Below are 13,733 nucleotides of genomic sequence, written 5' to 3' on the forward strand. Positions count from 1 at the left end.
TAGATTAATCAATTACAATCAATCTTACAAAAATAACAAATTTTTAACAATTTATTGTCTTTTAATTAAAGCGTTTCTTGTTCACCTCTTTACAATTACAAAACTAACCTCATCGTATTTATAATCTACAACTTCACCACTAATGATTAATTCAATAGCTTGTTCAATTACCTCGATAGGTGCTATAAACCATTCTCTTGGTGTGTGACGTTTTTTATTTTCATCGAAAACATCAATATTTAGACACGCCTTACCAAAGAAGTTATGCAATAACTGTTCGAGCTTCTGTGGGTTCATATTGTAACATTTCCAAGTAGTAATAATTCTTACTTGTGCCATTAAATATGTTGGGTCTTTTTCAGCATTTTTAATTCTCTCTTCAACTGTATCTTTAGAATATCCAATTTTAAATAAATTATCTATTGCTAGTATTCTTTCATCTTTAGTTTTAGATTTTAATACATAAATAAATCCCGCTTCTTCATCTTCTTCAGTAATGTTGCTAAACTTTTCTATGAAATTTTCATTTACTTTGGTCAAATCGTCGGTGATGCTCTGTCCGTTTGTAAATAAATTTTTGAATAACGAACGCAATTTCATATTAGATTCGGTTCCGTTTTCAAATATTATTTTGGTTCGTCCGTCTAATTTTCCGAATTTATCTTTTTTGACATCAATTGTTTTTTCTAACAATAAAAGAATACCGTTATGAATAAAATATCGACCTTCGTTTTGATGGTTTTCGTTAAACTCAACAATTTTTCTTTTACCTTCAACTAAATCTTTTTGAACTTGTTTGAAAAACGGCTCGTATTTATGGAAATCTTTACACGGTTTTCTTCTTGCTACAAAATCCGTTGCTGCTCTATCATAGTCTTTTGGAGTATGTTTAAAATCAAATAAATCAGTATCATCATCTAACAAATCGAAAGTATCATCATTAAAAATATCTTCTAATGAATTAATCTCCTTTTTTTCTATGCTTAATAAACCGTGTACATCTTGATTTTCTAGCAATGCCGTTTTCTCTGTATTTTCTCTAATTTTTTTTAATCTTGAATAAAGTTGAAACTCTGCAATATTGCTTGGGTTGGCTTGTGGTTCTTTATTATTTTTTGATACAAACTCGTTAATTTCTGCAAACGATGCTAATAATCTTTCTTCTTCGTTTTTTGCACTAGAAACTTTGGGCTTGACATTTAAAATATCAAACTCATCATCATTAAAAATAGCATCAAGTACTTTTTGTTTATCCATTTGCTAATCGTTTTCTTTTTTCTTCTTTCAAATAAATTATACACTCTGCCATTCTTCTTTCTAATGGATTATTAGAAGTTAAGCTAGGTTCTTTGTTATATAACTTTTTAAATTCTGTTATTTGTGGCCACAAAATTGCTGCTTCTTCAAAATCCATTGTAAACCTTGTAGCTTGAATGGTATCTTGAATAATTTTTAATACTTTAGTTGTAACCGATTTCGAAAGGATTTCAAAAGCTTTCTGAAAAGGATTAATTCTATCTATCAAATCAATATTTATATCATCAATATTTACAAATTTATCAGCCATTGTAATAAATCTTTGGTCGCCAACTTCTTTGATTGTACCGTTTTTTATTACTGCATCTACTACAACATATTGACGTATTTCTTCTATTTCTTCGTCTGATAAATCTGGATATTTAACTCTTATGATTTTTGGTATTAAAACTTTGTTGATTACTTCGGGATCAATATTACCCGGCATTGCTTTTATCATTCTATCATCTTGTAGAATAGTAGCTTTTAAGTCATTCAAATCGGCTTCAATAATATCTTTAACTCTTTTTGAACTTGGCTCTTTAAAACCTCTTATTTTGATTTCGCCCGGCTTTACTTCGGCATCATCATTATCAACTTTGGTTTTGAATTTAAAATTTGGTGCTAATACTTGTTCCATCAATAGCGATGCTGTAATGGCTTTTAGCATATTGTTAGTAGCTACTTTTACATCATCACGAATAGCGTCTGGACTTGCAATAAGATTGGTAAATTGTGCGTGAGATTTATTATCACTATCACGAGTACATCGACCAATAATTTGAATAATCTCTGTTAATGAACCTCTATAACCAACCGTTAAAGCGTGTTCACAAAATGGCCAATCAAAACCCTCTTTTGCCATACCTAAAGCAATGATAATATCCATATCATCAATAGATTTTATATCACGCAAGTAGTTTACTATTTTATCTCTTTCTTTAGAAGTATCTTCAACCAAATTAGCTACTTTGAGTAGTTTATCGTCGCTATGTCTTTTTATTTCAATAACGCCTGTTTGACTGTCTTGTTTAACCACATCGCCAATAGCATCTATAATAAAATTAACTTCGTCGTGTTTTTGCTTGGTACTTTCACCTGAATTTACATTTGGAATATGAATAATTGTTTTCTTGTTAGTATCTAAAACATCAAGAATTGCTGTTGTATATTGTCCTGTATAGAAATGATAACCAATCCCTAATGATTTAAGGTAGTTGTAACCATTTAATTGTTCGTAATAATTGTAAGTTACTGGTGTAAATTTTCTTTCATATTCTGGTGTTAGAATTGGGACACTATCTCCACGAAAGTAGGAACCTGTCATAGCAATTATATGTGCTGTAGATTTGTTCATTATAGATTTTAAACGTTCTCCCAACTTATTGTTTACATCGGCAGAAACGTGATGAAATTCATCTATTGCAAGTAATGTATTGTTGAATTTTGTTTCGTCTAAACCCTCACAACCAAAACGTAAAGTTGCGTGTGTACAAATTAATATTTTTTCATCATTATCCATAAAATTATGGAATGCTTTTACTTTGCTACTACTACCATCATCGCCTGGAGTACAAAGGTTATATATGTCATTAGGTTCCCAATTGGCAAAAAAACCATCTTTTTTTAAATCAGTAGCAGAAAATGAACTTCCTATCGAACGTTCCGGAACAGCAACTATAACTTTTTTAATACCTTGATTAACCAATTTATCTAATGCCAAGAACATTAAAGCACGAGATTTACCTGAAGCTGGTGGTGCTTTTAGCAATAAATATTGTGCATCACGAGAAGCAAAAGCCCGAGTTTGCATTTCACGCATTCCCATTGTATTTATTTTGGTGCTTTCTCCTGTTTGGTTGTAGCTTACATTTACTATATCTGGCATATTTATTATTTGTTGGTGGTTGATATTCTTTAATAAAATGATTTTTTTATTTAATATTTTTAAAACATACAATTAAATAACTAAACACTCATAAACCTATATAAAACAACACATAACAGCATTTTTGCTTCGTATTATTTAATATTTATATTTAATATTATTAATTTTTATTTAATTTTTTTTAATACCCATTTAGACTTGATCCTACTACCAGTATTCTCAATAGTAGTAGCTGCCATTTCTTGAATAATATTGTTTATATAAATTTTTCTTTGCTTTTCATTTTTATAGTCAGGCAAATTTGCAAATAATAATGTATTAATTTCTTCACGAGTTGCAAAGCCGTGATTTTTTATGTGCTGAATTATAAATCCTTTATAAACATCTTTATCTAATCCTTTGTTTTTGGTATAATTCGCTTTTTGCCCTGTTAATTCTGCAATTGTCGCTGAAATGTAATAATCTGGTTTTCTACCTTCAATGAGTTCTTTTTTCTTTAATAGTTTTGCTGCTTCATCATTGATTGGCAAATGCTTCTGAACCTTATCTAAAAGTATTACTTCAGTTAAACTTAAATCATCTTTTTTCTCAATCAACAATTTAGAATAATTTTCATCTATGGTGTGTCCGTAAATCTCTAATACAACATTATCTCTTGTTGATTTTGTATAATCAGGCAATGGGAAAAACCTTTTGCGTTGCTCAACGTACATTCTGTAAATACCATAACCCATTGTATCAATCATATTCAAATTGACCATTGCATTAACCAACCAACGATTGCGGTATTTTTTGGGTGTTTTTTCTCCTGTTGTATAATCTTCGGCTGTGCCTTCAAAGAAACCACCTTGATTAGAGAATATTAGTTTATTCACTTGTTCAGTCAAGACTATTCTAGAATTGTGGCTGTAATCTTGATGTGCAATACAATTATTTAATGCTTCTAAAATTACTTTGGTATCGTATTTATTTACTTCGGTAGAGAGCAATTGATTGTCTGGAAAAAACTTATACTTTACGTTTCTAATTCTCTTTAGAATATCGTTGATACTCACAAACAAAGGAATGTCAAAATGTTCATAGGCTTTTTCTTCAGTATCTAATTTCCAAGTGATTTGTGCTACCGATGGAGAAATGTAATGTGATGCTTCGGGTTTTCCTAAAAGTATTATAGCAGTATTGGTTATTTTACCTCCAATTGTTATTTTAGCTTTGTCAAGAAATGTTTTTGCATCCCAATCGTCTATTTTATCATAAATGGGAGTTCCGGCATTTTTTTCTTTAAACTTGTCTTTTGCTTTTGATATAGCATCCGGATCTAAATCATCGATGGTTGCATTTTCAATACAATTTGCGGACCAATCTTCTTCGGAATTGTAAATTGCTTTTACGTGTTCTGGATAATTTCTTAAGTCAGTTAAACTACTATCAAAACGAATGTAAGGTATTTTTTTGAAATGTGTAGGTTCTGCTTTTGCAGCAGGAATTCTAAAAATTTCTAAATAGTGTTTGGCATCATACTGACAAACAAAATGATTGAAACGAACTGAAGGATGCAAATATTGACGCAAAAACAATTCAAGCTCTTGTGTTCCTTCTTTTTTATTCTTTAGTTTAAAGTTTGTGCCTACAACATTATGAGTAGCATCGTCGATACCAAAAACAAAATAACCAAAAGCTTGATTGTTAATACAAGCTGCATTGGAAATAGCCGAAATATAATGTCCTATCTTATCGTTAGTAGTAGCATTGCCAGATTTGAACTCTACCCATTCGTTCTCTTTGGGTAAGGCTCTTAATTCGTCAATTAGTTCTATAAGTTCGGTATTTGTCATTTTGCTTTTGTTTTTTTCTTACTGGCTTTCTTCTCTGTTTCAAACAATGTTCCTTTTTCATTTTCGTCGGCTATCATTTGTTCATACAATTTAAACAAATATTCTAATCGTTCTTCGTCGGTGTCAAAAGGTTTGCTTCTATAACATCGTTCTACTGCCAAGTCATTTAATCTATGCGCTTCTCGTAAACCATCGGGCATATCTTTTGGGTCGTACAATTGTGCCAATGTTTTTTCGCTATGGTTTTCTCGTTCCTCTAATATTCTGAAAACGCATTGCTCTAATTCTTCTTTTTGAGATTTAGAAATTGGAGGAAATGGGAAGGTGTTGTAACCTAATGAAGAAGAATATCGAATTCTTGTTTCTAAACTACCGCATACAGCTTTAATCCAAATAGTATGAATAGAAGATGTAACAATAGAAAAAATATAATGCTCTGGATTATAAATTGCTTGTGCTGAAGCGTATATAACTGGTTCTTTATCTACAAAATCAATAGGAATATATCTTCTCTGTTCAGATGTCACGCAAGGTATCAAGATACAATTTTGATTAAAATATCTATCTTCTGCAAATTTATGTGGATATAATGCTAATTTTTGTGTTGCTAACTTTGTACTTTCTTCTCTCATTTTAACTACTAAATCTAACCTTTTTTTAATTTCAGGTATTAAGATTAAATCTTCCAATCTTTCATCATCAATGTACAAACACCATCTATTAACTTTATCAATTATCTCTTGAGCACCAATAAATTTTTTTATGACATTATTTATTTTCTTATTTTTTGATAATTCTTCAAACTCAAACTCATTTAAAATTAAATTACCACCATCAGCAGGAATACTACCTTTTATCATTTTTGGAAAATTACTGATTGATTTAGACAATCTACCAATTATTACATTACTTCCATCAACAATGTAAGGGTTAATATTTTTAGCTGACTTTTTTAAATCATTATTATATAAATATTTAGGATTTAGATTAGTATTTCTTAAACCAATAATTAAAACCGTTACACCAGCGTTTGCCTTTGCATTATTTTCCCATTTAAAAGATTGATGAGCAAAATCAATTTCTAATTGATTATTCAGTAAAATAGTATTCCAAAGAACACTTACTTGATCACCTTGTGAAATTGAATTTGTAGTAACAAAAGCATATTTAGAATTTGAATTTACAATATAATTAGATGCCTTGTAAAACCAACAAGATATGTAATCCAATGTTTTATAATTTTTGACATTTTTTAATGCAAAAATCATATCTTCTTTATGTTCCTTTTTCTGATTTCTAGTACCTAAAAATGGAGGATTTCCTAAAATATAAATTTCATCGTCTTTTTTCTTTGGGCAAACGGTTTCCCAATTTTCTCTGGTGGCGTTGCCGTGTATAATGTTTCCGCCTGCTTGCAAAGGTAATGTTGGGTTGGTTGTGCCAAAAACGGCTTTGAAACCCATATTCATTTGGTGTTGTGCCAACCAAAGTGATAGAATTGCAATTTCGTGAGCAAAATCGTCAAGCTCTATTCCATAAAATTGTGCTAATTCAATACGGCTAAACAATTCTTGCTTGTATTGTGCTGCAAGAGTCAATTGTGTTTTTGGAATTAGTTCTAACTCTTCTTGGTATTTTTCAAATCCTGTCGCTGCTTGTTGCAAAGTTTGCAGTTGTTGGAGTATTTTTATTTCTAGAATTCGTAATTCTTTGTAAGCAATAATCAAAAAGTTTCCGCTACCACAAGCAGGATCAAATATTTTTATTTTGCTAATTCTTGCAAGCAAATTGTTTAGTTTGCGAGGTTCGTGTTTGGCATTTGTAAATTCTTGGTTTAACTCGTTTAGAAACAAAGGTTCTATGAGTTTCATAATATTTGGTACACTGGTGTAGTGCATACCCAAACCGCCTCGATGTTCTGGTGTGATAACGGCTTGTATCATCGAACCAAAAATATCAGGGTTTATTTTACTCCAATTTTCGCTACCACTATCTAATAATGCTTGACGACTTCGGCGTGTAAAGTTTGGCGATTTTATAGGTTTGGCGAACAAACCACCATTTACATAAGGGAATTTTTGTAGGTAATCTGGTAACGCCAATCTTGCTTTATCATTTGGAGGCAAGTTCATTACAGTGAACAATTTATCGAGATAATCGGCTAAATCACTACCATCTGTTTGAGTATGGTTTTTTATAGAATGCGAAAATAAATCTTTTGTAAATATCTCGGTATCTTCAGCAAAATAACAAAACAATAATCTTGAAAGAAACACATTCAAACTGTGAATAAAATCAGGAGAATTGTCTGGATTGTCTTTTTTGATTTCGTCAAAAAGCTTTGCCATTTTTTCGGCTGCTTTTACATCGGCTTCGGTTTCCTTTTTGTGGGTTGCTTTTTCTATACCAGCCCACGGCATAAAGAAATCAAAATGCTTGTTTAATGCCATAAAATCAATATCCAAACTATCGTTGGTTTTGGTGTCTATGGCAAGCAGAATTTTAAAATCGGTTACAATTACAAAGCGTTGCTTGTTTTTAACTTGGGATTGCATTTGTGTAATAACAGCGTGCAAATCTTGATTGAAAACAGGTTTGAAAAAAACTTTTTCTTTCCACGAAATTTCTCCTTCTACTTTGGATAGGTTAAGATTGCCTTTTTGCAATAATGTTATTGACGATTTGGGCAAACCATAAGCCAAAAGAAACTCATAAATAAAAGTTTCTTTATTGAAGTTAAGTAGCAGATTTTTAAGGTTTTGTTCTATTTGAGCAATGTTCATTGTAACTTTAGGTAATGATTGTAATTAATAAAAACACAATCGTTTATGAATTGCTAAAAATAGAAATAATCTTATTGATTTGAAACAGTTATCTGAATTCTTATTGTTTTTTCTTATTTAAAATATAATCACACTCGGAAAACTTAATTCTTACCTGTGCAGTTTCCACCTTTGTAATAGTTGGAATATGCACACATTTTAGGTATTTGGTTCTTCTTTCAATAATATTTCTAATGTTGGAATGAAGATTGTCCGGACGCAATTTTTTGTAATAAAGCTTCTTTTGATTATTGAATTTATTACGGCTTCCGTTTTTTAAAATATCTTCCCAAAAATGAGTATTGAAAAATTTGTTATCAATATCTTTAGATAAATCGAATAACAGAACATTGTCCCATTCATTAAGTAATGAAGCTATTAGTGCATTATATTTTTCAATATTAGTTAAATCCTGTAATGTAAATAGACCTAAACGTTTTATGAATTTAAATTGCCTTGTTCTTACTTCAAACCTAAATGTATTTTCACATTCGTGTGGAAATTGCACACTTTTATCATAAGCTTTTATTTGTTTATAAGCTTCATTTCCTGCTAACTTGAAACTAAAATATGTTGTTGGTCTTGTGAATTGTCGTTTTTCGTGATAGATTAAATTGTTTATTAGATCAGTTACATTAATTATCGGATTGATATTAACTCCATATTCTAAATTCATAAGCTTGCACTTGCTCAAATCAATATCAAAAATATCCTTGATTTGAACAATTGCGCTTATACAATCTTCAATGTAGAAATCGTCGGCATTATGCAAACCATCATTATAAAAATAATGTATGCTTCCGCTAATTTCTAATTGGTATTGATTTTTAACAAAATAAAGATTTTTGTATTTCTTGGTTTGCTTTTCTTTAATTTCATCAATATACAATCTTTCAGATTTTCCAACATATTCTAACAAGTCATTGTTCCAAACGGTATTGATTAGGACTTCATCAGTAATTTTGAATTTTAATAAATCTAGCATATTCGAGATTTATAAATTCAATTACTTTTTATATGCTTGCTTGTAGTTTTTGTTTAACATCTTGGTTATATCGTCCATTTTATAATAGATTTTCGAACCAATTTGAGAAAATGATATAATACCTTCATCACGCCAAGTTTGCCCTGTACGTTTGCTTATATTCATTAGTTTTAAAAACTCTTGATTGTCTACAAAAATCTCTTTAGGTTCTTTTGAATTTTGAGTGATTGTTTTTTTGATTTCCTCGATACGCATCACCATATCATCGTACTGCTCTTTAGATAAAATAATTGCTTCCATTTTATATTCTTTTTAGTGTTAATGAATAAATTATGGTGCAACATTAAGCGAAATGATAAAACAAAAACAGTTACAATGGGTTATATAACCGTTGCGTTAAGTATTGATTTTATTGGGTTTGTGAAGGAATAAATTATTTCATTTTTTTCACATCAGCTAACATTAAACGTAGTTTTTCTTCCCAAAACTCAGCTGCTTTACTTTCGGGTTGATTGAACTGACTTCTTAATTTTTGGGTGCTAATGTCTTTATCCCCTGTTCTTTTTGTTTCAAAGTTTGTTGAAATAAATCGGTGCAATTCGGCTTCTGATTTAATATCAAAAATATTAGGTTTTAAATCTTTTAGCAGCTTAAATAATAATGCCAATTCTGGAACTGATAAATTGGTTTTTAGTTTTGGATTGGTTGAAGTAACTGTATTATTTTCCTCTACTTTGTCGTGTTTTTTTATTTCGTTTAATATAATTCTTTTGAACTCATATAAACTATAAAATTCAAAAGGATACATTAAAGCTTCAGTGTCAATTGACGGTTCTAAACTAATATTTATCTTTTTGCGATTTTCAATTTGTTTTTCGGTCAAATCTTCAATTGGTGTTCTTTTGTAAAAAGGAATTGGCAACCCTTTTTCATTGTATTCATCTACTCGCTTTTGAATTTCTTCTGCTGAAATACCACTTTCAAATTCATCTTTCTCAACAAACAAATAAAGCTCTAAATCGTTTAAAAAATATTTTAATGGATCTAGTTCGAAATTAGTTTTTTCCTTGAGTATATTATGTAATTTGAGTTTTCCGTAATCACTATTTCTAATATCATCAAATAAATCATTGATAGTATCTTCTTCAAAGTCTTCAACTATGATTGAATTTTCAATTTTAGGACTTTCAATTTGGGATAAATAAATTTCTTTTGATAATTTGTAGTTTTCTATTGCTTTCTTCCTTTTTACTTCAATTTTTTCTTTCATCAAGTCGATGTAGTTTTCATCGTTCAGAAATTGTAAATCATCAGGAAGACTGCCGAAATTTTTATTGTAAGCTCTTTTTAATAGTGAACTAAATTCAGTCCAGTCTGCTAATACATATCTTTCATAGGCAATATCGAAAATATCAAAAAGCATTTTTAATTGAATACCATTAAAGTTTTCAATTTCCATTTCGGTTTTAAACTTCTCAAAATTCGCATCTGGATTGTCTGCTTCAATTTTCTTTACATAGCAATAATCATATTTACTTTCCGTAACTAATAAAGTGTAAGGAAATAACAAGGCCTTTAAACGCCCTGATTTAAAGCGTATCTCTTCTCTTTTAGTCGTTATCATATAATTATCAATCAATGTATTGGTCAACTGCTTTGTCTAATTCTTCATTTAATATTTTTGCATAAATCTGTGTGGTTCTAATGTCACTGTGTCCCATTAACTTACTTACGTGTTCAATTCTCATCCCATTATTTAAAGCTGTCGTTGCAAATGAATGACGACTTAAATGGAAAGACAAACTAAATGGTAATTCTAATTTATCACCTAATTTATTTAGTTGGAAATTTATTGAATGATTAGAGCTATCAATGAAATTTTGTCTAAATTCTTCATCTTCAATAAATCTCTTTTTATCCAAAACTAAAGGAAAAATAAAATCTTCTTTATTGGCTTTTGGATTTAAATACTTGTTTAATATTCCTAAAGCAGTATTTCCTATTTTAAACTGATGTTCTTTTTTTGTTTTTCTTATTGTCTTTTTAATCCTGTTCTCTTCCGTGTTAAAATGTTTGTATTGCAATTCAACAACATCACTAAATCTTAAACCACCTGCATAAATTGCAAAAGTAAATAAATCTCTTGCAAGTTCAGCTTTATCTTTTAATTCCAATTTTGCTAATGCTTCAAGTTGGTCTTTACTTAAAAACATTCTTTTAGTTGGGTCTTTCTTTAAACTCAATTTACTGAACGGATACATATACTCTGGAATAATGTCGTCTTTAATCGCTTCTTTGAACATTATAGCCAAAATCATAATTGAATAACGTTGTGTTGTGTTTCCATTTTTCAATGTATTTCCCATATAACCTAAAAAATCTTTAAGTAGTGAAACAGTAATTTCATCAAAATGCAAATTTCTTGTCCCAACCCAATCTTCGAATTTCTTTAGATATAAAATGTAATTTCGATATGTACTAATTGAAACACTTCCTTTAATATTCTCACATCTTTTGTATGAATACTCAAAAAAGTTAGGAATATCTTTTCCTTTGATTGCTTCTTTCAATTTATTTGCGGAAACGCTTTTAACTTTACGCTCCAGGTCGGCAACCTGTGCTTCTGCATCCGCAACCTTTTGAGCAATTGAAGCGTTCATTCTTGCACTATTAGGATGGTTTTTCTTTACACGCTGTTTTTCGTCGTCCCATTCACTTTCTTTTAGTTTTACACCTACGGCAACAAACTTTGTTTTTCTGTCTTTAATCAGCCTAATATAAAGCGGAGAATGTCCTGATTGGTCAATTTTGTTTGTTCTTAAAATTAATTTGATAGATGCCATACTAATTGAATTTGAATTATACTATATTTGTAAACCGATGTAATAAAGCGAAAACCTTTAAAATCAAGGTGTTCATTTGGGTGCATCGTGATACGAAGGTACAACATTGGGTACAACAAAACAAACATTTTAGTGCTTTTTTATGCGCTAAAATATCCGTTTTATTTTTATAAAGTCAATAAATATAGGTAATTAGAAGAAAAAAAGTGCGTAGTTAAATTAATTCCACTAACAGCCGTTTGGCAAGATTGCGAATTTTGTAGTAAATTCACGTTCATATTTCGCAAGAATTTTTATCTTTAACGGAAAATAAACGGTTACGAAGTTCGCAACCTCGCCAAGCGGCAAAACGTTAACTGATATTTTAGAAAAACCGAGGAGAAACCAAAGAAAATTGAATTGAAAAATAGAATTTTATTTTATTGTGGATTAACACTATTGATCTTTGGAATCTTAATAAACATTTGTATGTTTATTTTTGAATGGTATCCAACATATATTTTTATTTTAATTTGCTTGGTAGGAATAATACAAATTCTATTTTCTCTTGTAAAAATTAATATTAGAAAAATTTGGCAAATATTTTGGGCTTTATTACCAGTATTAATCGGAATCGTAGTTTTAAAAATATCATCAGCATCGAAAGACATATTCTTAATTCCTGAAAATTATAAAGGTAAAATTACAATTCAATATAATCAGAAAAATGGAGTTGAAAAAGAATTTGAAGGTTTATGGTGGAGAATTTATAAAGTTCCAAAAGATGGAATATTAAACACAAAGTTTGAAATTAAAGGAAACTCAATAAGTTATTCTGGTTCTAAATATTACTTTGTCGACGAAAGTGGAAACAGGAAAGAAATAAAACGATTTTGCGAATATTGTGAAGAAAAAGACACTTTAAGTGTTCAAATGATTATAGGAAGCGTAAGTGAAAACAAATATGGAGAATATCAAGATTTTTATATTGACATTCCGACAAGGAAATATCGAAATAAATAAAAAACATCAGTTAACAGCTGTTTTGATATAGCTGGAGTTTAGTGGAATTACCGTTTCGCATCAAGTTTTCGTTAAGCCGAAAACTGAAAGGTTACGAACTTCCAGCCATCTCAAAGCAGCAAAACGTTAGCGATTATGCCTCAGAAATTATAGCGATAACTAACGATAAAATGAGAAGTTAAAATTAATAAACATAGTTAAAATGGGAATAGTAGAAATTATTGGAAGATTAGTTATTGGTGTTTTTATGTTAGTAATATTAGCTTACTTGTGGGGATTATTTACAGATTGGTTATCAAAAAGTACAAATAGTAATATTTCATATCATGGAAAAATTGTTTCCCGACCTCATCGACATGATGAAAATATGAACGATATATCAGAAGCAAAAGATAAAATTTTACTAAATGCAACTGCGTTAATAAATAGGATTAAATCAATCTCAGATAAAAAAATGACAGTTGCTGAAAAAATAAAGGCATTAAAAGATTTGGAAGAGTTAAAAAATGAAAATTTAATTACACATGAAGAATACATAAATTTTAAGTCCAAATTAATGTAAAATTAAGATTATAAGTGAAACTAAATATTCTAAACTCAGTCAATAACGAAACATTTACTGCGAATGCAATTGTTACAGAAGTTTCAAATGTTAAGGTCTATTCAATAATGTTTGAAGATGAACGGATGGCAAAAAGATTTGGTGCAATCGAAATATCAAAAGACACTGACTATTGGAGAGTTCCTTCAAACAAAGACCGAGATATTATTTCAATTAGTTTTAAACTTATTGATGCAATAATGAAAATTGAATTTGAGAGTGAGTGAAGCACTTTACAATTAAAGACACTCCAAATAGTTGGCACAATCGCTAACACTTGCTAAAACTTATGGCTAGTATTTCGGTAAATTGTTCGTTTACTTTTCATAACTTCGCTTGGGCGGTTATGGAAAAAAAGCTTTCCATAAGCCGCCACAAGCTCTAGCAAGGAAACGTTAGTGGCAAGCGGCTCGCGAAAATAAATAACACGTGTTATTAGATAAACATTTGCACGTAACTAA

The 13,733-nt window shown here is 29.9% G+C and carries 11 protein-coding genes; 3 read left to right on the forward strand and 8 right to left on the reverse strand.

The window, feature by feature from the left end; genetic code table 11:
* Positions 1 to 81 precede the first annotated feature (81 nt).
* The 8 genes from F6464_RS03240 to F6464_RS03275 form a co-directional block, all read right to left on the reverse strand.
* The gene (locus tag F6464_RS03240; RefSeq protein ID WP_151106302.1) at positions 82 to 1,257 is read right to left on the reverse strand and encodes a GIY-YIG nuclease family protein; all 1,176 of its coding nucleotides are present in this window, start codon (positions 1,255 to 1,257) and stop codon (positions 82 to 84) included.
* A complete protein-coding gene (locus tag F6464_RS03245) occupies positions 1,250 to 3,184 on the reverse strand; it encodes a DEAD/DEAH box helicase (protein ID WP_151106303.1) in 1,935 nt (644 codons plus the stop codon). Before F6464_RS03245 ends, F6464_RS03240 begins: the two co-directional genes overlap by 8 nt.
* A gap of 167 nt (positions 3,185 to 3,351) precedes the next feature.
* Positions 3,352 to 5,019 (reverse strand): RNA-binding domain-containing protein, encoded by a 1,668-nt coding sequence (locus F6464_RS03250; protein ID WP_151106304.1) that lies wholly within the window; start codon positions 5,017 to 5,019, stop codon positions 3,352 to 3,354.
* On the reverse strand, positions 5,016 to 7,802 hold the full coding sequence (locus F6464_RS03255) for a DNA methyltransferase (RefSeq protein WP_151106305.1): 2,787 nt from the start codon (positions 7,800 to 7,802) through the stop codon (positions 5,016 to 5,018). Before F6464_RS03255 ends, F6464_RS03250 begins: the two co-directional genes overlap by 4 nt.
* Positions 7,803 to 7,902: 100 nt before the next feature.
* Positions 7,903 to 8,826, reverse strand: a complete 924-nt coding sequence (locus F6464_RS03260; protein WP_151106306.1) for a hypothetical protein — start codon at positions 8,824 to 8,826, stop codon at positions 7,903 to 7,905.
* A 21-nt stretch (positions 8,827 to 8,847) separates the two neighbouring features.
* Complete coding sequence (locus F6464_RS03265; protein ID WP_151106307.1) at positions 8,848 to 9,126, reverse strand: helix-turn-helix domain-containing protein; 279 nt, start codon at positions 9,124 to 9,126, stop codon at positions 8,848 to 8,850.
* Between the two features lie 133 nt (positions 9,127 to 9,259).
* Complete coding sequence (locus tag F6464_RS03270; protein ID WP_151106308.1) at positions 9,260 to 10,450, reverse strand: hypothetical protein; 1,191 nt, start codon at positions 10,448 to 10,450, stop codon at positions 9,260 to 9,262.
* A 7-nt stretch (positions 10,451 to 10,457) separates the two neighbouring features.
* Positions 10,458 to 11,669: a site-specific integrase gene (locus F6464_RS03275; RefSeq protein WP_151106309.1), complete on the reverse strand. Its 1,212-nt coding sequence runs from the start codon at positions 11,667 to 11,669 to the stop codon at positions 10,458 to 10,460.
* A 468-nt stretch (positions 11,670 to 12,137) separates the two neighbouring features.
* Here F6464_RS03275 and F6464_RS03280 point away from each other — a divergent pair, with 468 nt between their 5' ends.
* From F6464_RS03280 to F6464_RS03290, 3 genes are all read left to right on the forward strand, one after another.
* Positions 12,138 to 12,671 (forward strand): DUF6843 domain-containing protein, encoded by a 534-nt coding sequence (locus F6464_RS03280; protein WP_151106310.1) that lies wholly within the window; start codon positions 12,138 to 12,140, stop codon positions 12,669 to 12,671.
* Positions 12,672 to 12,873: 202 nt separating this feature from the next.
* Positions 12,874 to 13,233, forward strand: coding sequence for a hypothetical protein (locus tag F6464_RS03285; RefSeq protein ID WP_151106311.1), 360 nt, complete (start codon positions 12,874 to 12,876; stop codon positions 13,231 to 13,233).
* A gap of 14 nt (positions 13,234 to 13,247) precedes the next feature.
* A complete protein-coding gene (locus tag F6464_RS03290) occupies positions 13,248 to 13,499 on the forward strand; it encodes a hypothetical protein (RefSeq protein ID WP_151106312.1) in 252 nt (83 codons plus the stop codon).
* Positions 13,500 to 13,733: the final 234 nt, after the last annotated feature.

The sequence above is a fragment of the Flavobacterium luteum genome (genome assembly GCF_008806775.1).
Taxonomy (GTDB): domain Bacteria; phylum Bacteroidota; class Bacteroidia; order Flavobacteriales; family Flavobacteriaceae; genus Flavobacterium; species Flavobacterium luteum.